Genomic DNA, 23,704 nt, shown 5'->3' with positions numbered 1-23,704 from the left:
GGCGGTGCGCAGGAGCTGGGGAAAAGGGGGATCGCGGCGGGTGCTGGGACTCTCAGCTCGCCGGACAGATGGCGCTGGACATGCGGCCGAGGTCGACGTGGCGTCGACTGACCAAGGCAATCCCAGTTCCAGACATGCCGGAAGCCTGACACGCGCATCTTGGAGCAGTCCACCACCATCCATGATGTGGACGAGACTGTCCCGAAAGGTGAGACGATGTGGTGCCGGTCACGCTGAGGCGGGGGCGTTCCGATCCGGATGAGCCGCTGGCTCCCGGTGTGTCCGTACGGGGTCTGGTCGGATCGCCGCCTCTGGGCAACCGCACATACCCGGCAAACGCACGGCGATCCGGCGTGGCGCCTCGCGCGGCGTGGCGCGACAGGTGGTCCCGGTCCAGGGAGGGCCTCGCGGGGCGCAAGGCACCGGCCCGACTCCTACCGCTGCGCCCCCGGCCACGGCCCCGGCGTGGCCACGTCCGGCTCCAGCTCCACCTTCGTGTCGAAGAGCCGGAACCCGCGCCGCAGGTAGTTGTCCATCGCGTGCGGGCCGTCCTTGGAGCAGGTGTGCAGCCACACCCGCTTCGTCGGCGTCCGCTCCGGCCAGCGCTCCGCCAGGTCCCAGGCGCGCGCGGCCCCGTAGGCGAGCAGATGGCCCCCGATCCGGCGGCCGCGGAACGCCGGGATCAGTCCGAAGTACATGATCTCGACGACGCCGTCGTCCTGCGGGTCCAGTTCGATGTACCCGGCCGGGGTCCCGTTCTCGTACGCCACCCAGGTCTCCGCACCGGGCCGGTCCAGCGCCTCCTGCCACTGCGCGTACGTCATCGAGAGGCGGTCGGTCCACTGGATGTCGCCCCCGACCGCCGTGTACAGGAACCGGCTGAACTCGGGCAGCGGCACCGCCGACCGTACGATCCGGATGTCGCCCTCGGGGGCTGCGGCGGGCCGCAGGTCGTCGGGGGAGGTCTGTTCCAGGGACCAGACGGTCACCTCGGCGGCGGCAGCTGTGGGTTCCGTGTTGCTCATGGCTGTCAGAGAATCATGCCGTGAAGCTCTGGCCAAAGCCTGTCCCGCGGTACGGACTGGAGAACTCCGGTTCTCCGGTCACTCCGTCGTACGGGCCCTGACCACCATCGGAGCCGTCGAGCGCGGCAGCAGGTCGCCCGCCTGCCTCGCCTCCCGGGTTCCGGGCGGATCAGTGCGCGACGGGCCTTGCGCGCTCCACGATCGACGCCAGGTCCAGACTGTGCGGCAGCGTCCCGAACGCCGCGCCCCAGTCCCCGCCCAGCCGCGACGCACAGAACGCGTCGGCGACCTCCGGCGGCGCCCAGCGGACCAGCAGCGAACCCTGCAGTACCAGCGCCATCCGTTCGACGAGCCGACGGGCCCGCGCCTCGATCCCGTTCAGATCGGCGAGCTCGGTCAGCATGCCCTTGATCGCCCCGTCCAGCCGGTGATCGGCACCGCGCGCCCTGCCGACCTCCTGGAGGAACGCGTTCAGCGCCTGCGGTTCACGCTGCAGCGCCCGCAGGACGTCCAGGGCCTGTACGTTCCCGGAGCCCTCCCAGATCGAGTTGAGCGGCGCCTCGCGCAGCAGCCGAGGCATCCCGGACTCCTCGACGTAACCGTTGCCGCCCAGACACTCCAGCGCCTCGCCCACCATGGGTGTGCACCGCTTCGTCACCCAGTACTTCGCCGTGGGCACCGCGATCCGCAGGAACGCGGCCTCCGCCTCCGTACCGGCGTCGTACGCGGCGGCCAGCCGCAGTGCCAGCACCGTCGCCGCCTCGGACTCCAGCGCCAGATCGGCCAGTACGTTCCGCATCAGCGGCTTCTCGATCAGCACCCCGCCGAACGCGCTGCGGTACGTGCAGTGGTGGACCGCCTGTGCCACCGCCTGCCGCATCAGCGCCGCCGAACCGGTCACACAGTCCAGCCGGGTCGCCGCCACCATCTCGATGATGGTGCGGACCCCGCGTCCCTCCTCGCCGACCCGGCGTGCCCACGTCCCGTCGAACTCGACCTCGCTCGACGCGTTGGACCGGTTGCCCAGCTTGTCCTTGAGGCGCTGGATCGCGAACACGTTGCGAGTGCCGTCGGGCAGCACCCGGGGCAGCAGGAAGCACGTCAGCCCGCCGGGTGCCTGCGCCAGTACCAGGAAGCCGTCGGACATCGGCGCCGAACAGAACCACTTGTGCCCGGTGAGCAGATACTCGCCGTCGGCGGACAGCGGCTCGGCCCGTGTCGTGGTGGACCGCACATCGGTGCCGCCCTGCTTCTCCGTCATGCCCATCCCGAAGAGCACACCGGCCTTCTGCGCGGCGGGCCGGAGCTCCCGCTCGTACACCGACGACGTCAGTCGCGGCTCCCACTCGGCGGCCAGCACCGGATCGGTCCTCAGCGCGGGCACCGCCGCGTGCGTCATCGACAGCGGGCAGCCGTGCCCGGCCTCGGCCTGCGTCCACACCAGGAACCCGGCCGCGCGACGCACATGACCGCCCGGCCGGCCCCAGGCATCGGTCAGCCGCGCGCCGACTGCGTGCCCCAGCAGCCGGTGATAGGCGGGATGGAACTCCACTTCGTCGATGCGATGCCCGTAACGGTCATGGGTGCGCAGTTTCGGCGGATACTCGTTTGCCAGCGCACCCCACTCCTGGGCCTGTGCCGACCCCGCGGACCGGCCCAGCTCGGTGAGCTCGTTCCGCGCGCCGTCGAGCAGCTCGGGCGCGAGATGCCGCTCCACGGCCTCGGTGAGTGCGCGGTCGGCCGCGAAGACGTCGTAGCCGACCAGCGGCGGGACCTGATTGGACACGGTGTGGGTGGTGGCTGCCATGCCGATACGGTAAGGATGTGCAGGCAGCAAATGAAACACCCGAGCGGCCACCGGGTCGGCTCCACCGGGCCCGAGTCCTCTACCGCAACGTATCCAAGCGGCAGATGGTCTGGCAGTTGCTCAAGGACACCGTCAACTCGTGCATGGAGTACCGCATTCTGGGACTCGCGGCCGAGGCGGCGTTCTTCACCCTGCTGTCCCTGCCGCCCCTGCTGCTCGGCCTGATCGGACTGCTGGGGTACGTCGACGAGTGGACCAGTACCACCACGGTCGCCTCCATCGAGCGCAATATCCTCAACGCGGCGCAGACGGTCCTGTCCGAGCGGGGCGTCAACGACTTCGCGAAACCGCTCCTGGCGGACGTCACGACCGGTGCCCGGCCCGATGTCATCTCGATCGGTTTCGCGATCGCGCTTTGGTCCGGGTCCCGCGCCGTGAACGTCTTCATCGACACGATCACCGTGATGTACGGCCTCGACGGCCAGCGCGGCATCGTCAAGACGCGGCTGCTCTCCTTCCTGCTGTACGTCGTCGCGCTGCTGCTCGGTGCGGTCGTACTGCCGATGCTGGTGGTCGGCCCCGACCGGGTCGTGGAGTTCATCCCGTGGGGCACGGAGGTCATCAGCGTCCTGTACTGGCCGCTGGTGATTCTGCTGTCGATCGCGTTCCTGACGACGCTCTACCACGTGTCCGTGCCGGTCCGGTCGCCGTGGATGGAGGACGTGCCGGGCGCGCTGGTGGCGCTCGCCATGTGGGTGGTCGGCAGCTTCCTGCTGCGGATCTATCTGACCAGTACGGTCGAGGGGCCGACGATCTACGGGTCGCTGGCCGCCCCCATCGCCGTGCTGCTGTGGATCGGCATCTCCGCGTTCGCGGTACTGGTGGGGGCGGCGGTCAACGCCGCCATCGACCGGGTGTGGCCGTCGGTGGCGACGGCGGCGGCACGTGCGGCCAACGACCGGGCGCGGGCCGCCCAGGCCGCGGAGTTGGTGGCGCGGACGAAGGCGGAGTGCGACGAGGACGGTGACAGTCCCTATATGCCGTCCGAGTTCCCGGAGCGGTGGTCGCGGTTCCTGCCGCCGGACGATGTGAAGTCCCGGCTGCTGCAGCCGAGGGGTGAGAAGGACATCGCCAAGGACCCGGCCAAGGAGGCGGAGCAGGGGACGAAGAGGTCCCGGGAGTCCCGTTCGTAGCGGGGACACCCATGGGCGGCACGTACGAGGAGCGGGAGTCCCGGTTCGACGGGGCGATCATCTGGACCCGGCAGGTGCCCGAGGGGCCTGTCCGACCGGTACTGCCCGACGGCTGCATGGACCTGCTCTGGACCGACGGCCGGCTGCTCGTCGCCGGGCCCGACACCCATGCGTACGAGCCCGCCGGGGCGACCGGCGGGCGGTTCACCGGCATTCGGTTCGCCCCCGGCACCGCCCCGGCGCTCCTCGGCGTACCGGCGGACGAACTGCGTGTCCGAACGTAGAACGGACACGCGCCACGGGTCGTGTACGAATCGGTCATGCCCTTGCCCGGCTGCGGGGGCGTCGAGGTGAACGCCGCCCTGCACCACCTCGACGAACTCGTGGCCGACCTCTAGGCCCTGTCCGGCCCTGATCCGCCGGACACCTCCTCACGCGTCTCGTGGTCCAGGCAGTCGGCGGGCACCGTGCCCGGGTCCGCCAGCGCCAGGCCGAGCTGGGCGCGTTCGGTGACCCAGCGGGTCGGGCGGTGACGCGGGTCGCCGGTCGTCGTGTGCAGCGACCGGTGCAGCCGCAGCATCCGGTCCGCGCCGATCCGGTCCCCCCAGGCCAGCGGCCCGACCGGATAGCCGAGACCGGTGGTGACGGCGAGATCGATGTCCGCCGGGGTGGCGAGGGAACGCTCGGCGATCGACGCGGCGACGGAGACGATCGAGGCCAGCAGCCGCTGCGCGACCGAACCTGCCGTGTCCCGTACCACCGACACCGCGTACGGCTCGCCGCCGTCCTCCGCCGTCCGCGCCAGCACCGCGCGGGCATCCCGTGCGGCAGCCGGGTCCGCCGCCGGGGTCACGGCCAGCACCCGGCGCTTCCCGACCGCGGCCAGCGGGTCCGTACCGAACGTGCGCCCCGCGGGCAGTCCGTGCGCGGCGACCGCGGCGGCCACCGTCGTACCCCAGACCGGGACCAGCACCAGCGCGTCGGCGGACGGCTCCGCACCGCTCTCGACGACGGCGCCCGCCGCGGTCAGCGTCCGCCGCAGCGCGGTCGCGTCCGGCTCAGCCGCGCCCCCGACCACGTACACCGGGCGGTCCGCATCCCCCGTGACCGGCGGCTCCGGAACCGGGGCCGGTGCGTCGGGGCCGTACGCGAACCAGCCGCGCCCGGTCTTGCGGCCGTGCAGCCCCGCGACCACCCGGTTCGGGGTGAGATAGGAGGGACGGAGCCGGTCCGCGTACCGGAAGCCCTGCCAGATCGAGTCGATGACGGCGGCCGTCACATCCAGACCGGTGAGGTCCATCAGCTCGAACGGACCCATCCGCAGGCCGAGCACGTCCCGTGCGATCCGGTCGATGCCTGCCGGGTCGGCAACCGACTCCTCCAGCAGTGCGAGCGCCTCGGTCACCAGGCCGCGACCCGCGTGGTTCACCAGGAAGCCGGGCGTGTCGGCGACCGTCACCGCCCGGTGGCCGCAGCCCTCGACGAGCGCGGTGAGCAGCGGCGGGATCTCCGGGCGGGTGGCCGCGCCCGGCACGATCTCGACGATCTTCATCAGCGGCACCGGGTTGAAGAAGTGCAGCCCGGCCAGGCGCGTCGGGTCCTTCAGCTCCGCGGCGATCCGGGTGACCGACAGCGAGGAGGTGTTGGTGGCGAAGACCGTCGAGGCGGGCAGCGCCCGTTCCAGCCGGTCGAAGACCTCCGCCTTGGTGGCGAGATCTTCCCGTACCGCCTCGATGACCAGCTCGCAGTCCGGTCCGTCCGCCCACGGGTCATCCAGCGGAACCAGCCGCTCCACAGTGGCGGCGGACTCCTCGGCGGAGAGCCTGCCCTTCTGCACGGCACGGTCGAGCATGGACCGGACGAAGTCGACGGCGGCCGTCACCGCCTCCGGGCGTACATCGCACAGCTCGACGGTGTGTCCGGCGCTCGCAGCCCACTGGGCGATGCCGCGGCCCATGGCTCCGGCGCCGACGATCCTGATACGCATGGCGGTTGGGGTCCTCTCGGCAGTGCTGACGGTGGCGGGACGGCTGGGGCCTGCCCGGAATTCAGACCGACCGGCAATTGGGGGGCGGCGTCACGGGGCTGGGGCACGCACCTCGCGGCGTTGTCGTCAATCACCATGGCTCCGCCATGGCTCAATCCTCCGCCTTGCGATGCACGCGCCCCAGCCCCGCTCCTTCACCCACCCCCCAATTGCCGGTCGGTCTCAACGAAGATAGACGCGCTCGGGGTCGACGTCCTCGCGCAGCAGCCGCAGCTCGGCCGCGGTCGGCGGCGGCACGGTCGCCACCGTGTCGGCGACCTCGAGATCCCAGCCGGTGGCCGCCCGTACCTGCTCGACGGTGACGCCCGGGTGGACGGCGACCAGCCGCAGCTCCTCGCCGACGCCCGCGCGGGCCAGGATGCCCAGTTCGGTGATGACCCGGGTGACACCGGCGCCCAGCGGCCTGATGCCTTCGGCCAGCGCGCGGTCGGGGCCCGGGGTGGTGCAGAAATCGAGCGCTTCGGTGAAGGAACGCGGATTGTGGCGGCGCATCACCACGAAGACCTCGCGGGAGTTGGCCATCACCTCGACACCGCCGCCCGAGCCGGGCAGCCGGACCGACGGCCTGTCCCAGTCGCCGATCACGGACGTATTGAGACTGCCCCACCGGTCGATCTGCGCGGCCCCGAGGAACCCCACGTCGATGTGGCCACCCTGCAGCACACAGCCGAACAGGGCGGGCATCGACAGAACCGCTTCGGCGCCCGTGATCAGGACCGCGTCGGCGATGGTCTCCGGAAGGTGCGAGGGGTGGGCGCCGCAGACTCCGGACTCGTAGACGACCTCGATCTCCGGGGCCACCGTCAGATGCGCCAGTTCGGTGGCGAGCGTCGGCAGGCCGATCCCGGCGAACACGGTGCGGCGCGCGGCCAGTTCGCGGGAGGCGACGACGGAGAGCAGTTCCGACGACGTGATGGTGTCCGGTGCGGTGGTGGTCATGACCCGTTCCTTCTCGTGTCCCGTTTCCGTACTCACAGCCGGCGTCCGTAGTTCACCGGCCGGCTGAGCGCCTCGCCGACCGCCAGCCCCGCCCAGAACTCCTCGCCGAGCTTGTCGACGTACTCGGCATGGTCGGCCGTCCCGCGTACCCACTCGTCCAGCCACTCCTGGAGCCGTTCCGGATCCTTGCTGATGTGCGACCACGCCCGGTAGAAGGCGTTGTCCCGGTCGTAGTACCCCTGCGCGAAGGACGGGTGGGCGCCGCGCGGGCAGGCGACGACCGCGTCGACCGCGTGGGCGGGGACGAGCGTACGGTTCGGGTCCGAGCGGATCACCTCGTCGTCGACGATCTCCTCCACGACGACGATCGCCTTGTCCGCCGCGTACACCGCTTCGGCCTGGATGCCGGTCAGGCCCCATATCTGGGTGTTGCCGCTCCGGTCGGCGCGCTGCGCGTGGATGATCGTCACATCCGGGTTGACGGGCGGGACGACATAGATCTGCTCGGTCTCGCCGTCCGGCCCCGGGTAGGGCGAAGTGACCTTCCGGAGAGCACTGTTGACGGACGGCAGATCGCTGCCGCCGTAGCTGCGCAGCGGATGGAACGGCAGCCGCTGGGAACCGGCGAGATAACGGCAGATCATCCCGTAGTGGCTGTACTCCTCGAAGGCGAGCGGTGCCGGGTCGCCGGTCTCGACGCGCCGCCGCAGTTCGCCGAGCGAACCGGCGGAGGAGTTGCCCACGAAGGACGAGACCAGTCGTGAGACGCAGCCCGCGGCGATCATCTGGTCCACCACGATGTCCGCGGTCATCCGGACGACGGTGAGGTCCCGGCGGCCCTGGCGGATGATCTCGTGGCCCGCGGCGGTCGGGATCAGGTGGGTGAAGCCTTCGAGGCAGACGGTGCCGCCGTCGTGGACGAAGGCGGCGATCGCCGCCTTCATCGACATCGTTTTGTCCCTGCGGTCCGTCGTGGCCACGGTGCTCCTCTGCCGGTGCGTGTGCGTCGTCCCACCGTGTCAGCGGCTATTGATTGCTGTCCAATACCAAATTAAGGTCGCATCGAGACGATCTATTAATGAATCCGGTCCGGGAGCCGGTGAGTGGAGGGCCGGGTATGGAGCTGCGTCATCTGTCCGCGTTTGTCGCCGTGGCCGAGGAGCTGCACTTCGGCCGGGCCGCCAAGCGGCTGCAGATGGCCCAGCCGCCGCTGAGCCAGCAGATCCGCCGGCTGGAGAAGGAGCTGGGTGTCCAGCTCTTCGAGCGCAACACCCGGTCGGTGCGGCTCACCAGCGCGGGGGAGTCCTTCCTGCAGCCGGCGCGGACCGTCCTCGACGACCTCGACACCGCGGTGCGGGCCGCGAAGGCCGCCGGGCGCGGCGAGTACGGACGGGTCAGCATCGGCTTCGCGGGCGCCTCCAGTCACGAGACGCTGCCACTCCTCACGAGGGCCGTGCGCGCCGCCCACCCGGCACTCGAACTGGTCATGAAGGGGCAGACGTACGCCAATGTCGCCCTCGACAGGGTCGCCGACGGATCGCTCGACCTGGGGTTCATCCGGCTGCCGGTGACCCAGCCGGGCGTGGCGTACCGGGTGATCGACGAGGAGGAGCTGGTGTGCGCACTGCCCTCCGACCACCGGCTCGCCCAGCTGGACACCGTCCCCATCGGGGTCCTCGCCGAGGAGCCCTTCGTCTCCTTCCCCGCCAACACCGGCTCCACCGTGCGGGACGCGATGGTCGGGGCCTGCGAGGCGGCCGGGTTCAACCCGCGCGTGGTGCAGGAGGCCCCCGACTCGTACACCATCCTGGCGCTCGTCGCCGCGGGCGTCGGCGTGACGCTCACGGTCACCTCCGTCCAGCACATCCAGCAGAACGGGCTCGTCTACCGGCCCCTCTCCGGGCCGCCCATCCGGCTCCGGGCGGCGCTGGCCTGGCGGGCCGACAACCCGTCCGCCGCTCTGCGGGCGGTGCTCGCGGTGGCGGAGGACGCCCTGCCCACGCCCGTGCACCCGGCCGCAGCCGATTGAGACGCGCAACGTCTTGAACCAGGGCGAAGTGGATATTGGACCGACTCAGTCGCGGGGTGCGAGGGTCGGCGCACACACCCTCGCCACCGGAAGGCCCCGCCGTGCCCGACCAGCAGCTCGACATCGTCATCTGTGAACCGCTGCGCACCCCCATCGGCCGCTTCGGCGGGGCATTCGCCCAGCAGACCCCGGCCGCACTCGCCGCGCGTGTCATCGCCGAGATCGTCGCCCGCACCGGCGTCGACCCGGACGCCGTCGACGAGGTGATCCTCGGCCACGCCTACCCGTCCTCCGAAGCCCCCGCCATCGGCCGGGTCGCCGCCCTCGACGCCGGGCTCCCGGAATCCGTGACCGGTACGCAGATCGACCGCCGCTGCGGCTCCGGACTGCAGGCGGTGCTCGACGCGGCGATGCAGATCCGGGCCGGCTTCAGCGAGGTCGTGATCGCGGGCGGCGTCGACGTGATGAGCGCCGCCCCGTACTACACGCACGACGGCCGCTGGGGCATCAAGGGCCCCGGCCTGCAGCTCCACGACTCGCTGGCCCGCGGCCGGGTCACCGCGGGCGGCGTCAACCACCCGGTCCCCGGCGGGATGATCGAGACCGCGGAGAACCTGCGGCGGGAGTACGGCATCAGCCGCGCCGACCAGGACGCCCTCGCCCTGCGCTCGCAGCAGCGCGCCGCCCGCGCCGCGGCGCAGCGGCGGTACGACGCGGAGACCGTCCCCGTCACCGTACGCACCCGCAAGGGTGAGACGACCGTCACTGCGGACGAGCACCCCCGCCCCGACACCACCGCCGAACAGCTCGCCGCGCTGCGGCCGATCATGCTGAAGTCCGACGCGGACGCCACCGTCACCGCGGGGAACGCCAGCGGTCAGAACGACGCGGCCGCCGCCTGTCTGGTGACGAGCGCGGCGACCGCCGAACGCCTCGGGCTGAACCCGCTGGTCCGGCTGGTCTCCTTCGCGCGAGCCGGAGTCCCGGCCGCGACGATGGGCATCGGGCCCGTCCCGGCGACCCGTGCGGCCCTGGCCCGCGCCGGACTCACCCTGGCCGACCTCGACCTGATCGAGCTGAACGAGGCCTTCGCCGCCCAAGTGCTCGCCTGCACGCGTGAACTGGGACTCGGCGACATCGACCACGAGCAGCGGATCAACGTCAACGGCTCCGGAGTCTCCCTGGGACACCCCGTGGGTGCCACCGGCGCCCGCATCCTCGCCACGCTGACCCGCGAGCTGCACCGGCGCGAGGCCCGGTACGGCCTGGAGACCATGTGCATCGGGGGCGGACAGGGCCTCGCCGCCGTCTTCGAACGCATCGCGGCCTGACGCGCACCCACGGCAGCCGATCGGCAGTGAGACGCACAGCGTCTCACTGCCCCGGCAATTCGGTAGTACGCGCACGTCTCCGGGGACCACCAGTGGATCCACACCGACGTCGAACGCGCCGCGTCCGGCCCGTACGGACGCATCATTGCCCACGGGTACATGGTGCTGAGCTGGGGCATCCCGATGTTCGGCGAACTGTTTCAGGCCACCCGCTCCGTCTCCAGCGGCACCGCCAGATGGTCCCACTCCGCATCCGGGTCCGTGAGCCGGTTCAGCCGTGCCGGTACGTCGAACCCGACCAGCAGCACCACGATCACCGTGCCCGCGAACGTCAGCACGGCCAGTGCCTGGCCCAGGTCCATGCCGGACGCGAGATGCGCCCCGAGCACGGGTGCGACGGCGCCGCCCAGCGCTCCCACGTTGTACGTGAAGCCGAGCGCCGCGCCCCGGCTCCGGGTCGGGAAGTGGCCGCCGATGTAGCGCGGCAGCAGCCCCGAGATGCCAAAACTCGTCGCCTGCAGCAGGAAGAGCAGGACGCCGAGCAGCAGCAGATTGTTCTGCACGGCGAAGACCGGATAGACGAACGCGAGAGATGCCAGCAGCGTCAGGGCGTACGCCTTCTTCGCGCCGATCCGGTCGCCCAGGAAGCCCGCCGTCCAGCAGCCGACCATCGTGCCGAAGCCCGCGAAGTAGAGGACATCGGTGACCTGGTCGGGGGTGTAGCCCAGCTCCGTCTTCAGATAGGTGGGCAGCAGCGCCTGGATCGGCCACGAGTACAGGAACGCGAAGAACAGCGTCACGATCATCGACAGATACAGCAGCCAGCTGCGCTTCCCGCCCAGCTGCACGGCGAATGCGGCGAGCGTCAGGCCGGCGACCACCGACAGCACCGGCACCATCCCCGTACCGGTCGGGGTGAAGATCATGAAGAGAGAGACGGTGGCGAGGACGACGAGCATCGTGTTGACGGTGGCCCGGGCGCGGGTGACGAACAGCGGCCGGAAGGGATTGGGCTTGACGCCCTTCTCCGCGACGGACTCCGTCCACTCCTCGGCCTCCGGGAGCGCCCGCCGCATCCACAGCGCGATCGCGATCGGGATCAGGCCCAGGTAGAACATCCAGCGCCAGCCGAGTGACGGCACGACCCAGCTGTAGACCTGTGCGGCGAGCACCGAGCCGACCGAGAAGCCTGAGATCAGGAAGCCGCTGGCCCGGCTGCGCAGCTTCGCTGGCCAGCTCTCCATGACGTACGTGGAGCTGGCGCTGTACTCACCGGCCATGCCCATGCCGATGGCGAGCCGGGCGGCGAACAGGCTGTGGTAGTTCCAGGCGAACCCGCAGGCGAAGGTGCCGAGCGAGTACAGCAGGATCGACAGGATCATGGAGAGCTTGCGCCCGAACCGGTCTCCGATGGCGCCGAGCACCGCACCGCCCAGCCAGCGGGTGATGAACGCACCCGAGATCAGACTGGCCGCCTGCACCGTGCTCAGACCGAAGTCGTCACTGATCTCGGTGAGGACGAGAGTGATCAGCACGAAGTCGAAGCCGTCGAGGACGTAACCGATCCAGGCGGCGAAGAACGACTTCCACTGGGTGGGGCTCACCTCGCGGTACCAGGGGAGCGTGGGGGGTGTGGTGGTCTGCACGGTGTCTCCAGGATGCGGCACGGCACTCGCCCTCGAGTGACCGCCCGCGTAGTGGGGGCTGGTTCAGGGCCGGGCTATGCCCGCCACGAAGCGCGTGGTCAGGGCGGTGGGAGCGGTGATGGCGGTGCCGACGACGATGCTGTGGGCGCCGCGGTCCAGGGCCTCGGCCGCCTCTTCGGGGGTGTTGATACGGCCTTCGGCGACCACCGGGACGTCGATCGCGGCGGACAGCGCCGCCACCAGGTCGAGATCGGGACCGGTCTGCTTCGGCGTCCCGGGCACGTAGCCCGACAGCGTCGTCGAGACGAAGTCCGCGCCCTGGGCGGCCGCGGCGAGGCCCTCGGCGAGCGTCGACACATCGGCCATGACCAGCGCACCGGCCTCGTGGACCGCGGTGACCAGCTCGGCGAAGGCCGACCCGTCGGGGCGCGGCCGGTCGGTGGCGTCGGCGGCGACGACGGCGGCGCCCGCCGCGGCGATCGCCAGGGCGTGGCGGACGGTCGGGGTGATGTAGACGCCGATGTCGCCGTCCTTCCAGAGCCCGATGACCGGCAGGTCGACGGCCGCGGCGATCGCGGCTACGACCTCCGGCTCATTGGCCCGGATCGCGGCGGCGCCACCGGCGGCGGCGGACTGCGCGAGCCGGACGAGGGTGCCGGTCGACCGCATCGGGTCACCGGGAGGTGCTTGACAGGACACGATCAGCTTGCCCTGGAGGGAGGCGGCCAGTTCCTGCGCGGTCATCGGAGAACTCCTGGGTGGTGGAGAGGGAGGGTGGTGGTCAGGGCGGCGGCCCCGAGCACCGCGGCGTCGTGGCCGAACAGCGGCGCGACGGGTGCGAGTCCCCGCAGCGGCGGCATCAGCTCGGCGGCGAACGCCGCGGCGAGCGCATCGCCGTACAGCGAGCCGATCCGGGGGACCCCGCCGCCGATGACGACCCGGTCGGGGCCGAGGGCATTGGCGAGCCCGCCGAGCACCTGGCCGGTGGCGGCCGCGCCGGTGGTGATGGCGTGGACGGCGTCCGCATCGCCCCGCGCGGCCCGCTCGGCAACGGTTTCGAGCCGGTCCACCGAGGTGCCGGTGAGCCGTTCGTAGTGGGCGGTGATGCCGGGGCCCGAGGCGATGACCTCGAGGTGGCCGGTGGCACCGCAGGTGCAGGGCAGCCCCGCCGCCTCGGGGCTCGGCAGATGGCCGAGATGTCCGGCGATGCCCGAGGCGCCGTGCAGCATCCGCCCGTCGACGGCGACCGCGCCGCCCACACCGGTACCGATTGCGGCGAACAGCAGTGACGCATGCGCCGAAACCTCCGCGATCAGCGCGGTGAGCTCCGGCCCGGCCGTGGCGCGTACGTCGTTGTCGCAGGCCACCGGCAGTCCGGTACGGTCCGCGAGCCCGGCACCGAGCGCGGTGCCCGCCCAGCCGCGGAGCGAGTCGGTGGCGCTGGTGACCCTGCCGGTACGGGGGTCGACGACTCCGGCGGCGGCGATGCCGAGCGCGGTGGCGAGCCGCGCCGGGTCGACCTCGGCGGCCGCCGCCGCGAGCGCGTCGAGCACGGCCGGGGCGCCGGCCCGGGCCGGGGTGGGCCGGGTGTGCCGCGCCAGGACGGTACCGTCCGCGCCGAAGAGCGCGGCGGCGATCTTCGTACCACCGAGGTCGAGTCCGATCACCGGGGCGCCGGTGGCCGAGGACGGCGGGCTCTGGCTCATCGGACCGCGGGCAGGCCTGCGGCGCGCAGCCGCTGCGCCACCAGGGCGACCGACTCGTCGCTCAGCTGGATCTGCGGGAACGCGGTGTCGCCGCACGCGATGATCCCGAGCAGCTGCAGCGCGGCCTTGAACGCCCCGAGCGCCGACGAGCTGCGGCCCATGTCCGCCTCCGGGCCGACATCGACCATGGAGAACAGCGCGACGAGCCGCTCCTGCTCCCTCGCGGCGAGCGCCCAGTCGCCGGCCCGCGCGGCGTCGTACAGCCGGACGTACCCGGCCGGGTCGACATTGCCGATGCCCGGCACGACACCGTCGGCGCCGGCCAGCAGCGCCGCGTCCACGGTGAGTTCGGAACCGGTGAGGATACTGAATTCCGGAGCCGGTCCCTCCCTGCGGCCCTCGCGGCCGCCGAGCTCCACGATCAGTCGGCGCAGCCCGCCCTCGTCGCCGCTGCTGTCCTTGAGGCCGGCCAGCGTGCCGTCCTCGGCGAGTTCGCGCACCAGCGCGGAGGAAAGCTTGCTGTGGACGGCGACCGGGATGTCGTAGGCGAACAGCGGCAGGTCGACGGCCGCCCGCAGCCGGCGGAAGTGCTGGGCGATCTCCTTGCCGTGGGTGCGGGTGTAGAACGGCGCAGTCGCGACCAGTGCGTCCGCGCCGAGGCCGGCGGCGGTCCTGGCGTGCTCGGCGACGCGTGCGGTGGTGGTGTCGATGACACCCGCCAGTACCGGGACGCGGCCGTCGGTCACACGGACGACGGTCTCCAGCGTCGTGGCGCGCTGCTCGTCGGTGAGGTAGGCGACCTCACTGGTGGAACCGAGCGCGAAGAGTCCGTGCACGCCCCCGCCGATGAGGTGCTCGACCAGCTCGGTCAGAGAGGCGGTGTCGACCTCCCCGTGGGAGTCGAGCGGGGTGCAGACGGGCGGGACGACGCCGTGCAGCGGTGCGGTCAGAGACATGGTGAAGGCTCCAGCTTGTCGGTACACCGATCGCGGCCCGTGGCGGCTGCGCAGATCGAGACGTGAGACGTAAGATGTCCTATGTCTGACCTCACCTTAAACAGATGCTCCGGCGACCGGTCAAGGGGCAACAGCACCTCAGGAGGACGTTGTGGCGCGGCCCACCATGGCTCAGGACATAGAACGCAAGGTCAAGGAGCTGATCCTGGAACGCAGACTCGGCCCCGGCGACGCGCTGCCCACCGAGGCCGAGCTGATGGGGATGTTCGGGGTCGGACGTGTCTCCGTGCGCGAGGCCCTGAAGGCGCTCCAGGCCGTCAACGTCGTGGAGATCCGCCGCGGCTTCGGCACCTTCGTCGGGTCGCTCTCCCTGTCGCCCTTCGCCGAGGGGCTCGCCTTCCGGGCCGCCGTCCGTCACCGGCAGGGCGAGCCGGGCCTCTTCGAGCTGATGAAGGTGCGCGAGGCGCTGGAGGCTGGCCTGGTCGGCGCCGTCACGGCCGGTATCCCCGACGAGGATCTCGACGTGCTGCGCGGCCTCGTGGCGACGATGGAGGCAGAGGCGCGCCGCGACGGCCGGGTGGCACGCGGCACCGACCGCGCCTTCCACCTCGCGCTCTACGCCTCGCTCGACAACCACCTGCTCAGCGAGGTGCTGGACGCCTTCTGGGCGGCCATGGACCGGGTGCGCGAAGACCTCGACGACGGTCACCAGGACCCGGCGACCACCTGCGCCCAGCACCGCGAGATCGTCTCCGCGGTCGCGGCGGCCGACGGCGAACGCGCGGTACGCGCCATGCGCACCCACTTCGACGGCATCCGCACCCGTCTCGAACCGTCACCGGCCACGGGGCTGTCACCGGCCCAGTGACCGGCACAGGCCCAGTGACCGTCGCCGGCCGCGGGACTGCAACCGCCCCAGTGACCGTCACCGGCCTCGTGACCGGGCAGCCGAGGCGCTGAGGGAAGGCGCGACCGGAGGGGCCCGCGCCCCCGGTCACCTTCCCGCGGCTGCCCCCGTGACCGCGGCGACCGCCATCCGTACCGCCCGTTCCGTCATCACCGCGTCGTCGTCGCCCGACTCGATCGCCGTCGTGGCGGCATAGACGATCCCCTGCAGCAGCAGCGCCGTGCGCCGCGGATCATCCTCGCCCAGCTCGGTGAGCGCGCCGATCAGCGGGGTGAGGCGCACGCCCTCGGCGGTGCGCTCGTCCGCGTACCGGCGCAACGCCTCGGCTGCGCAAGCCTGTCACTGCCACCGCGCTACCGCCTGTTCTGACGTTCCGGGAGGTGCTGAACGCCCTCATCGTCGCACCCGGTTCGGTGCCGGACGGGGACGCGCGGCACCTCCCGGAGGTCAGGGACGGCTACGGAGTCACGGCGGCGTCATCGTCACGGAGTCACGGTCACCGTCGTGCTGCCGGAGGCCTGCTTGCCACCGGTCCGGTAGGTGGCGGTGAGCTTGGCGCTGCCCGAGGCACCGGCCGCCACGGTGACCGGGACCTTGACGTTGGCGCCCTGGCCCGGGTTGAGCGCCGGGACGGCCACCTGACTCGTCGTCCAGCCGCTGGGCACCGTGAGGTCGATGGTGCCCTGCGCGCGACGCACGTCCATCCGGTTGACCACCCGGACGGTCACCTCCGCGCTCGCACCCGCGGTGAGGGTCGCGGGCGGGGTGATCGTGATGTCCGCGCAGGTGCCGCCGAGCCACTGGAGGTCGAAGGACGAGTAGGTGATGTGCTCGTAGTTGCCGCGCTCGTAGAGCAGCCCGACACGCCCGCCGGGCAGCGGCGTCAGAGTCGAGTAGGCCGCGGCGCCCGGGTCGACCACCTTCCTGATCGGCCAAGTCTTCCCGTTGTCGCAGGACATCTTCACCGTGAGGTTGCGCCGTGCCGAGGCGTCCTCGGTGTTGCTGAACAGCAGCCACGACGACTGCGGGTTCGACGGCGGGGCGGCGGGGTTGTAACGGATCACCGACGCGTTGTTCGCCGGGTCGGTGAGCTGGGTGTCCTGGGCGAACGGGGTGTAGTTCACACCGCCGTCGGTGGAGTACGCGATCGTCCGGTACGGCCTCGAACGGTTGTTGAGCATGACCCTGCCGTCCGACAGCTCGACGGTCTTGTTCTCGTCCCCGCCGGGACCGACCGGATTGCCCATCTTCCAGGTCTCGCCGTGGTCGTCGCTGTAGGCGCTGGCCGCGTAGTTGGCGCCGTTGATCCGGACGGCGTACTGCTGGATCAGCCGGCCCTTGTACGCCCCGTGGCGCAGCTGGATGCCCTCGCCGGAGGCCGCGAACATGCCCGCCCAGGCAGGGTTCTTGATCTGCTGGGTGATACGGCGATGGATCCAGGTCAGCCCGTCGTCGTCGGAGTAGCTGTAGTCGGCCTGGAGGATGTTGGGGTCGGTCTCGTCGTTGCCGGTGCCCGAGCCGAAGAAGCCCTGGTTCACCCCGGCCGCGTAGAACAGGAAGATCCGGCCGGTGGTGCGGTCGACGAGCAGGCTCGGGTCGCCGTAGCCGTTGGGGGCGGCGTCCTTGCGGACCACCTGCTGCGGCTGCCACGTCACACCTCCGTCGGTGCTGCGCCGCAACACGATGGAGATGTTGCTCGGCAGGTCGCCGAGCGTGGGGCGGGCGTCGTAGGCCGCGAGGACGGTGCCCCGGGCCGTGGTGGTCAGCGCCGGGATGCGGTAGTGGGGCGAGCCCACGCCGTCGACGGTCAGGTCCTGGGAGGTCAGCGCGCCGGGGGCAGGGGCGGCGGCGCCCTGTGCGGTGCCGGTCGCGGCGACCACCAGCGCGGCGGTACAGAGCAGGGCGAGGGAGACTTTTCGCTTCATGGACGATCTCTCTTCTCGAAAGGGCTGAAAGGGCCTGAAGGTCTGAAAGGGCCGGAAGGGGGATGACGGGGGCGGGCGCCGGGGCTATGGGATGCGCAGGGAGCAGACCCGGCTGGTGGCGTCGAAAATCCTCAGATCCTTGATCATTTTCAGTACGAGGCGGTGATGACCCCGCTCGTTGGGGTGGAGCCCGTCGTTGAGCAGGGACAGCGGGACCCGGCCGCCGTTGCCGCTCAGCCAGTCGTTGTAGTGGTCGACGAAGACGGCGTTCTGCTCCGCCGCGACCTCGCCCATGATCTGCGCGTACCGGGAAAGCCCCACCCGGCCCGGCCACTTCGCCGGATCGACCGGGTTGGGCGACTGCAGTACCGGCACGGGTGAACCGGGCAGCGCGCGCACCGCGCGCACGAGGGAGACGAGATTGGTCCGGTAGACCTCGGGGCCGAGGCCGGATGTCGCGATGTCGTTCGTACCGATCATGATCGAGACGACGTGCGGCGAGAAGGCGGTGACCCGCTCCCCGAACCGGGCGAGGAGCTCGGCGCTGGTGGCGCCGCTCACTCCGGAATCGATCACGAAATCGCGGTTCTTCGGCTTGCCCAGTTCCCAGCGGACGCGTTCCGTCCAGTGTTCGGGGTAGCTGCGCCAGCCGTTGGTGTGCAGGGCGCCGTGGGTGATGCTGTCACCGGTGACGACCCAGGTGGCGGGGGTGTCGCTGTTGAGGATCGTGGAGATCCGGCCCAGATCGGCGAGGTCGGGGCGGGGGCTCTGCGCCACCAGTTCGGCCTCGTCGAGCACCCGGTTCCAGACCGCGGCCCGTTCGATCGTGCCGGTGCAGAACCATTCGCCGCCGGGGTGGTCGCTGTCGAGATTGCGGCCGAGAGCGAGTGCGCTCAGCCCGGAGACATCGCCGAAGAAGGAGTGTTGCGCCGTCTGGAACACGGTGCGCCCGCCGGCGTGCAGGCGGGTGCCCGAGCCGTCGACGGTGACGGCGACGGTATGGCGCAGACCGTCGTCGTAGCGTGTCCGGGTCATGACGTTGATCAGTACCGTGCCCTTCTCACGCACGGAGAACTGCAGGGCGCCGCCGCTCAGGTTCAGGGTGATGTTGGAGGAGGGGGCGGTCGGGTCCGAGGCACTGAGCAGGGTCATCGCCTCGTTGTGACTGGTGGTGCGGAAGGTGACGACGATGGTCCCCGCGGTGAGCGGGGCGAGCACGCGGACCCGGTTCGACAGGTCGACGTACTGGCTGCCGTCCAGGTCCACGGGGGTGTCGCGGTCCAGGAGGGGGCCGCTCCGTGGAGCGGCGGCGAAGGCGCGGCCGCCGAGCGGGGTGCTCAGGGCTGCCGCGCCGGCGGCAAGAAGCATGGATCGTCTGCGCACGGAAGGTGCCTCCGGTCAGGAGTGACTGGCCCGCCCCGACGGCGGGCCGGCGAACAGGGAACGCACCCAGGCCAGTTGCTCCCGCTGCTGATACGCCGCGCCGCCCTCGTGCCCGTTGAACTCGTAGACCCGTACGTCCTTGAGGCCCGCGTAGTGGTTGTAGGCGGTGAAGCACGTGGAGGGCGGGCAGATCTCGTCCATCATCGCGATCGAGAACAGCGCGGGAGCGGTGGCGCGGGTGGCGAGCAGTGCGACGTCGAAATGCGACAGGGTGGTGAACACCGCCTCGGTGCGGTCGCGGTGGAGCTTCAGGTATTCGGCTATCTCGGTGTACGGCGGCCGGCCCGAAATCTCCGCGGCACGCCGGAAGTTGCAGAGGAACGGCACATCCGGCATCACCCCGGCCAGCCCCGGCGCGAGCCCCGACACCGCCAGGGCGATGCCGCCGCCCTGGCTGACCCCGGTGACGACGATCCGGTCGGGGTCGACCTCGGGGTGGGCGCGCATGGCCTCGACGCAGCGCACCGCGTCGGTGAACACCCTTCGGTAGTAGTACGTTTCGGGGCTCTCGATGCCACGGGTGAGGAAGCCGGGTACGGTGCCTGCCGCGCCGGCGTTCGTATCGGCGGTGGAGCCCTCCGCGGCCGACCAGCCCTGACCGCGGGTGTCCATGATCAGGTGCGCGTGACCGGCGGACGCCCAGAGCAGGTTCTCGTGGGCGAGGCCGCGTCCGCGACCGTACCCCAGGAACTCCACGACACAACCGAGCGGTTCGCTGGCCCCGGCCGGCAGGTGCAGCCAGCCGCGGACCGGCCGTCCGGCGAAGCCGGGCACGGTCACATCGTACGTACGGATCTGGGCGAGCCCGGTGTCGACGGGGGTGAACACCGGCTTCTTTGCCGGACCGCGCCCGTCGGCAGCGGGCGCCGCACCCAGGGTGCTCGACCAGAAGGCATCGAAACCGACTGGAACGGGCAATTCGGGCCGGTAGTCGCGACAGTCCGCGAGCGAGAGGTCCGTCAACGGCATGGAGGTGCCCTCCTGGATGGAACCGCGGTGCTGGGATGGTGACGTCGAGCGGCCGGACAGAAGACGTCAGATGTCCTATCGGCATACGGACCCTAGGCAGCGCTCACTGCGGCCGTCAAGGGTCCCGCCCGGCCCGGCCCTTGGTGGGGCGCGGTTTCATCCCTCCGGGAGGGGTGGTGGGCTGGTCAGTCCGCGACGTTGTCGCGGGCCCGGGCCTCGGAGATCCGGCGCCTGACGGGGGCGTAGTGGTCGGCGAGGGCCTTCATGAAGCCGGCGATGTCCCCGGCCCGTGCGGCGTTCACGATGTTCTGGTGTGCCGCGATCGTGGCCATCTCGTCGGCGTGGGTGAATCCGTCGAGGTGCGGCGCGACGATCGTGTACACGTCCCAGAACGCCATCGAGAGCTGGCCGATCAGGTCGTTGCCGAGCGGGGCCACCAGCAGTGCGTGGAACGCCCGGTCGGCCGCCACGAAGCCGTGTCCGTCCTGCGCGCCCGTCTCGCGCATGGTGGCGACCAGTCCGTCCAGTGCGTCGAGTTGCTCCGGGCTGAGCATGGAGACGATCCGGTCGGCCATGCCGCGCTCGAAGAGTTCGCGTACGTCGACGAGGTCGGCCATCACCTGGAAGTCGTCGTCGGGGGAGAGCAGGCCGCGGAAGGTCAGGCTCTCCACCAGGGCGGACAGGCTCAGCCTGCCCACGTAGGTGCCGTGTCCGTGCCGCACCTCCACGATGTCCAGCGCGTTGAGGATCTTGACCGCCTCGCGGACGCTGGAACGGCTGGCACCGAGCGCCTCGCACAGGGCCGGTTCGGTGGGCAGCGGGTCTCCGGGGCGCAGCCGCTTCTCAAGGATGTAGCGCTTGATGCCGTCGACGACTTCCTGCCGGAGCAGTTGCCGTCCGGGCCTCGTACCGGACATATGTGAACTCCGCACCTCTTGACCCCTCTCGATTGTCAAGCTACGTTCCCACGCTATCAAGGCATCAGACATCTGACGTCTGATGCTCCAGGCTTCTTGACCTTCGCGATCCCGCGTTCCGACGCCTGTTCCCGCCCCACGTTTCACCTTCGACGTCCCTGGAGGACCCGTGCCCGAGCTGAGATCAGCCGGTGTCGAGCGCCGCACCTTCCTGCGTTACACCACTGCTGTCGGTGCGGCAGCAGCCATCACGGCGAGCCTTTCCGCATGCGGCGGACCGACTTCGACCACCGACGGTTCGTCGGGCAAGGGCGGCGGCAGCGGCCTCATCGAGGCCGGTCTCTCGTACCCCCTGTCGACCGGCTTCGACCCGATGATCACCTCGGGTGCGACTCCGTACGCCGCCAACATGCACATCTTCGAAGGTCTTGTGGATCTCGACCCGGCAACGCTCGTGGCCCGCCCCGCGCTCGCCACCGAGATGCCGAAGAAGATCAACGCCACGACCTACCGGGCCACGCTCCGCAAGGGCGCCACCTTCCACGACGGATCGCCGGTCACCGCCGACGACGTGGTGTTCAGTTTCGAACGCATCCTGGACCCGGAGAACGCCTCACTCATGGCGCAGTTCGTGCCGTTCATCGACACGGTCGAGGCCGTCGACGAGAGCACGGTCGAGTTCAAGCTCAAGTACGCCTTCGCGCTCTTCCCGTCCCGTATCGCCGTGGCCCGGATCGTCCCGAGGAAGATCGTCGAGCCCGACCCCAAGGCGTTCGACGCCAAGCCGGTGGGCTCCGGGCCGTACGCGTTCGTCTCGGCCACCCGCGAGGACAAGATCGTCTTCGAGGCCTACGACAAGTACAACGGCGCGCACCCGGCCAAGGCCAAGAAGATGATCTGGCGCCTGATGTCCGACCAGTCGGCGCGCGTCAGCGCCATGGAGTCGGGCCGGGTCCAGGCCATTGAGGATGTCCCCTACATCGACGTCAAGCGCCTCGCCGGCTCCTCGAAGACCGAGTCCGTCCAGTCCTTCGGTCTGCTCTTCCTGATGTTCAACACCGCCGACAAGCGGTTCGCCGACAAGCGCGTGCGCCAGGCCCTGCACTACGCCTTGGACACCGAGAAGATCATCTCCACCGCGATGGTCGGCAACGCCGCACCGGCCACCGGGTACGTCCCCGCCACCCACCCCGACTACCACAAGGCCGCCACGGTCTACACCCACGACGTGGCCAAGGCGAAGCAGCTGCTCGCCGACGCCGGCGCGAAGAACCTCTCCTTCACCGTCCTCACCACCGACACCGGCTGGGTCAAGGACATCGCCCCGCTGCTGAAGGAGAGCTGGGAGGCGGCCGGCGTCAAGGTCACCCTCGACATCGCCCAGTCCCCGGCCCAGTACGCCAAGATCGACAAGGGCGCCTTCGACGTGCTGGTCGCCCCCGGCGACCCGTCCGTCTTCGGCAACGACGCCGACCTCCTGCTGCGCTGGTTCTACTACGGCTTCTGGCCCGAGAGCCGATACGGCTGGGGCAAGTCCGCCGCGTACAAGAAGGTCAAGCAGACCCTCGACAAGGCCGCCCAGACCGCCGACGACGCGAAGCGCAAGGAGCTGTGGGGCGAGGTCACCGACCTCGTCGCCGACGAGGCCGCGCTCTACCCGGTCCTGCACCGCAAACTGCCCACGGCCTGGAACGACAAGGCCCTGCCCGGCTTCAAGCCGCTGCCCACCACGGGCCTGTCCTTCCTGGACGTCAGCCGCGCCTGACCGGCCCCCGGCGCCCGATCGCCCGGTCCGGGACACCTGCTCGATCCAGGTGTCCCGGACCCAGGGCCTCTCGTTCGGATCAGGCCGGGCTCGCAGGGCCTGATCCGAACGAAAGACCCCAGACCGCCCAACCACAAGGAACCCGACGATGGTTGCTTTTCTCCGGCTCGCGCTGCGCCGCGTCGCGATGATGCCGGTGATGATCCTCGGCATCGCGCTGCTCGTCTTCGTGGTGCTGCAGTTCTCGCCGGTCGACCCGGCCTTCAACGCGCTCGGGGAGAGCGCCACCCCCGAGGCCCGTGCGGCCTTCGCCGAGGCCAACGGCCTCAACGACCCGCTCCCGGTCCGGTACTTCCACTTCCTGGGCCAGCTGCTCCACTTCGACCTCGGGATGACCGTCCCGCCGAGCCAGCCCGTACTGGACCGGATCACGGCCGCCTTTCCTCTGACCCTCCAGCTGACCTTCCTCGGGCTGATCCTCGCGGTGATCCTGGCCGTCCTGTTCGGTGTGGTCGGCGCGATGTACCGGGACCGCTGGCCCGACCAGCTGTTCCGGGTGCTGTCCATGGCCGGGGTCGCCATCCCGTCCTTCTGGCTCGGGGTGCTGCTCATCCAGCAGTTCGCACTGAACACGCCGGTCTTCCCGACCGGCGGATACACCAACCCCGCCGACTCCTTCAGCGGCTGGCTCACCACCATGGCGCTGCCCGCGATCTCGCTCGCACTCCCGGTGTCCGCCTCGCTCGCCCGTCTCGTACGGACGTCGATGGTCGCCGAACTCGACCGTGACTACGTCCGTACCGCCCGCGGCAACGGACTTCCGCCGCTCCTGGTCATCCGCTCGGTGCTGCGCAACGCGCTCGTCACCCCGCTGACCGTGCTCGGCATCAAGGTCGGCTACCTGCTCAGCGGCGCCGTCGTCATCGAAGCGATCTTCGACCTGCCGGGCATGGGCAAGCTCATCCTCGAAGGTGTCACCGGCGGCGATGTCGCCCTGGTCCAGGGCACCGTACTGACCATCGCCATCGCGTTCCTGGTGGTCAACGTCATCGTCGACCTGCTCTATCTGCTGGTCAATCCGCGCATCAGGACGGTGTGA

21 protein-coding genes and 2 pseudogenes are annotated in these 23,704 nt (G+C 70.7%); 8 read left to right on the top strand and 15 right to left on the bottom strand.

What is annotated here, in order from left to right:
* Positions 1–52: 52 nt before the first annotated feature.
* The 3 genes from OH809_RS09340 to OH809_RS09330 all read right to left on the bottom strand — a co-directional run bounded on the left by OH809_RS09340 (position 53) and on the right by OH809_RS09330 (position 2,832).
* Positions 53–136, bottom strand: coding sequence for a putative leader peptide (locus tag OH809_RS09340; protein ID WP_309486338.1), 84 nt, complete (start codon positions 134–136; stop codon positions 53–55).
* A gap of 298 nt (positions 137–434) precedes the next feature.
* Complete coding sequence (locus OH809_RS09335) at positions 435–1,025, bottom strand: GNAT family N-acetyltransferase (RefSeq protein ID WP_406422858.1); 591 nt, start codon at positions 1,023–1,025, stop codon at positions 435–437.
* Between the two features lie 169 nt (positions 1,026–1,194).
* Entirely contained in the window at positions 1,195–2,832 is a 1,638-nt protein-coding gene (locus OH809_RS09330; RefSeq protein ID WP_406422859.1) for an acyl-CoA dehydrogenase family protein, read from the bottom strand.
* A gap of 17 nt (positions 2,833–2,849) precedes the next feature.
* On the opposite strand from OH809_RS09330, the gene OH809_RS09325 reads away from it, so the two are divergent.
* Entirely contained in the window at positions 2,850–4,025 is a 1,176-nt protein-coding gene (locus tag OH809_RS09325; RefSeq protein ID WP_406422860.1) for a YihY/virulence factor BrkB family protein, read from the top strand.
* Positions 4,026–4,036: 11 nt separating this feature from the next.
* Positions 4,037–4,303: pseudogene (locus OH809_RS09320) on the top strand (DUF6597 domain-containing transcriptional factor); the annotation flags it as partial.
* 116 nt (positions 4,304–4,419) lie between these two features.
* Here OH809_RS09320 and OH809_RS09315 read toward each other — a convergent pair.
* The 3 genes from OH809_RS09315 to OH809_RS09305 all read right to left on the bottom strand — a co-directional run bounded on the left by OH809_RS09315 (position 4,420) and on the right by OH809_RS09305 (position 7,961).
* On the bottom strand, positions 4,420–6,012 hold the full coding sequence (locus tag OH809_RS09315) for a 3-hydroxyacyl-CoA dehydrogenase (protein ID WP_406422861.1): 1,593 nt from the start codon (positions 6,010–6,012) through the stop codon (positions 4,420–4,422).
* 222 nt (positions 6,013–6,234) lie between these two features.
* Positions 6,235–7,011 carry a CoA-transferase subunit beta gene (locus OH809_RS09310; RefSeq protein ID WP_406422862.1) on the bottom strand — a complete coding sequence of 259 codons (777 nt, stop codon included), beginning with the start codon at positions 7,009–7,011 and terminating at the stop codon, positions 6,235–6,237.
* A gap of 32 nt (positions 7,012–7,043) precedes the next feature.
* Positions 7,044–7,961, bottom strand: a complete 918-nt coding sequence (locus OH809_RS09305; RefSeq protein WP_406425276.1) for a CoA transferase subunit A — start codon at positions 7,959–7,961, stop codon at positions 7,044–7,046.
* A 167-nt stretch (positions 7,962–8,128) separates the two neighbouring features.
* Between OH809_RS09305 and OH809_RS09300 the strand changes: the two genes are divergently transcribed.
* The 3 genes and pseudogenes from OH809_RS09300 to OH809_RS09290 form a co-directional block, all read left to right on the top strand.
* Entirely contained in the window at positions 8,129–9,040 is a 912-nt protein-coding gene (locus OH809_RS09300) for a LysR family transcriptional regulator (RefSeq protein WP_406422863.1), read from the top strand.
* Positions 9,041–9,141: 101 nt separating this feature from the next.
* Positions 9,142–10,371 carry an acetyl-CoA C-acetyltransferase gene (locus OH809_RS09295; protein ID WP_406422864.1) on the top strand — a complete coding sequence of 410 codons (1,230 nt, stop codon included), beginning with the start codon at positions 9,142–9,144 and terminating at the stop codon, positions 10,369–10,371.
* Positions 10,372–10,437: 66 nt separating this feature from the next.
* Positions 10,438–10,581, top strand: a pseudogene (locus OH809_RS09290) (MaoC/PaaZ C-terminal domain-containing protein); the annotation flags it as partial.
* Here the strand turns inward: OH809_RS09290 and OH809_RS09285 are convergent.
* From OH809_RS09285 to OH809_RS09270, 4 genes are all read right to left on the bottom strand, one after another.
* Positions 10,572–12,017, bottom strand: a complete 1,446-nt coding sequence (locus OH809_RS09285) for a sialate:H+ symport family MFS transporter (protein ID WP_406422865.1) — start codon at positions 12,015–12,017, stop codon at positions 10,572–10,574. The pseudogene OH809_RS09290 and the gene OH809_RS09285 sit on opposite strands and share 10 nt — an antisense overlap.
* Positions 12,018–12,080: 63 nt before the next feature.
* A complete protein-coding gene (locus tag OH809_RS09280; protein WP_406422866.1) occupies positions 12,081–12,761 on the bottom strand; it encodes an N-acetylmannosamine-6-phosphate 2-epimerase in 681 nt (226 codons plus the stop codon).
* A complete protein-coding gene (locus tag OH809_RS09275; RefSeq protein ID WP_406422867.1) occupies positions 12,758–13,723 on the bottom strand; it encodes an ROK family protein in 966 nt (321 codons plus the stop codon). The genes OH809_RS09280 and OH809_RS09275 overlap by 4 nt, the downstream gene beginning before the upstream one ends.
* Complete coding sequence (locus OH809_RS09270) at positions 13,720–14,679, bottom strand: dihydrodipicolinate synthase family protein (RefSeq protein WP_406422868.1); 960 nt, start codon at positions 14,677–14,679, stop codon at positions 13,720–13,722. Before OH809_RS09270 ends, OH809_RS09275 begins: the two co-directional genes overlap by 4 nt.
* A 151-nt stretch (positions 14,680–14,830) precedes the next feature.
* Between OH809_RS09270 and OH809_RS09265 the strand changes: the two genes are divergently transcribed.
* Positions 14,831–15,547: a FadR/GntR family transcriptional regulator gene (locus OH809_RS09265; protein ID WP_406422869.1), complete on the top strand. Its 717-nt coding sequence runs from the start codon at positions 14,831–14,833 to the stop codon at positions 15,545–15,547.
* 126 nt (positions 15,548–15,673) lie between these two features.
* On the opposite strand, the gene OH809_RS09260 is transcribed toward OH809_RS09265, so the two are convergent.
* The 5 genes from OH809_RS09260 to OH809_RS09240 form a co-directional block, all read right to left on the bottom strand.
* Positions 15,674–15,904 carry a hypothetical protein gene (locus OH809_RS09260; RefSeq protein WP_406422870.1) on the bottom strand — a complete coding sequence of 77 codons (231 nt, stop codon included), beginning with the start codon at positions 15,902–15,904 and terminating at the stop codon, positions 15,674–15,676.
* Between the two features lie 164 nt (positions 15,905–16,068).
* The gene (locus OH809_RS09255; protein WP_406422871.1) at positions 16,069–17,511 is read right to left on the bottom strand and encodes an exo-alpha-sialidase; all 1,443 of its coding nucleotides are present in this window, start codon (positions 17,509–17,511) and stop codon (positions 16,069–16,071) included.
* An 84-nt stretch (positions 17,512–17,595) separates the two neighbouring features.
* A complete protein-coding gene (locus tag OH809_RS09250; protein WP_406422872.1) occupies positions 17,596–18,894 on the bottom strand; it encodes a GDSL-type esterase/lipase family protein in 1,299 nt (432 codons plus the stop codon).
* A 15-nt stretch (positions 18,895–18,909) separates the two neighbouring features.
* Positions 18,910–19,923 carry an acetylxylan esterase gene (locus OH809_RS09245; RefSeq protein WP_406422873.1) on the bottom strand — a complete coding sequence of 338 codons (1,014 nt, stop codon included), beginning with the start codon at positions 19,921–19,923 and terminating at the stop codon, positions 18,910–18,912.
* A gap of 185 nt (positions 19,924–20,108) precedes the next feature.
* Entirely contained in the window at positions 20,109–20,840 is a 732-nt protein-coding gene (locus OH809_RS09240; protein ID WP_406422874.1) for a FadR/GntR family transcriptional regulator, read from the bottom strand.
* 169 nt (positions 20,841–21,009) lie between these two features.
* Here OH809_RS09240 and OH809_RS09235 point away from each other — a divergent pair, with 169 nt between their 5' ends.
* Entirely contained in the window at positions 21,010–22,605 is a 1,596-nt protein-coding gene (locus OH809_RS09235) for an ABC transporter substrate-binding protein (RefSeq protein WP_406422875.1), read from the top strand.
* Between the two features lie 148 nt (positions 22,606–22,753).
* The gene (locus tag OH809_RS09230; RefSeq protein WP_406422876.1) at positions 22,754–23,704 is read left to right on the top strand and encodes an ABC transporter permease; all 951 of its coding nucleotides are present in this window, start codon (positions 22,754–22,756) and stop codon (positions 23,702–23,704) included.

Source organism: Streptomyces sp. NBC_00873 (assembly GCF_045207415.1).
Classification (GTDB): domain Bacteria; phylum Actinomycetota; class Actinomycetes; order Streptomycetales; family Streptomycetaceae; genus Streptomyces.
The sequence above is the reverse complement of the archived record's forward strand: the minus strand, read 5'-3'. Positions and strand labels throughout refer to the sequence as shown.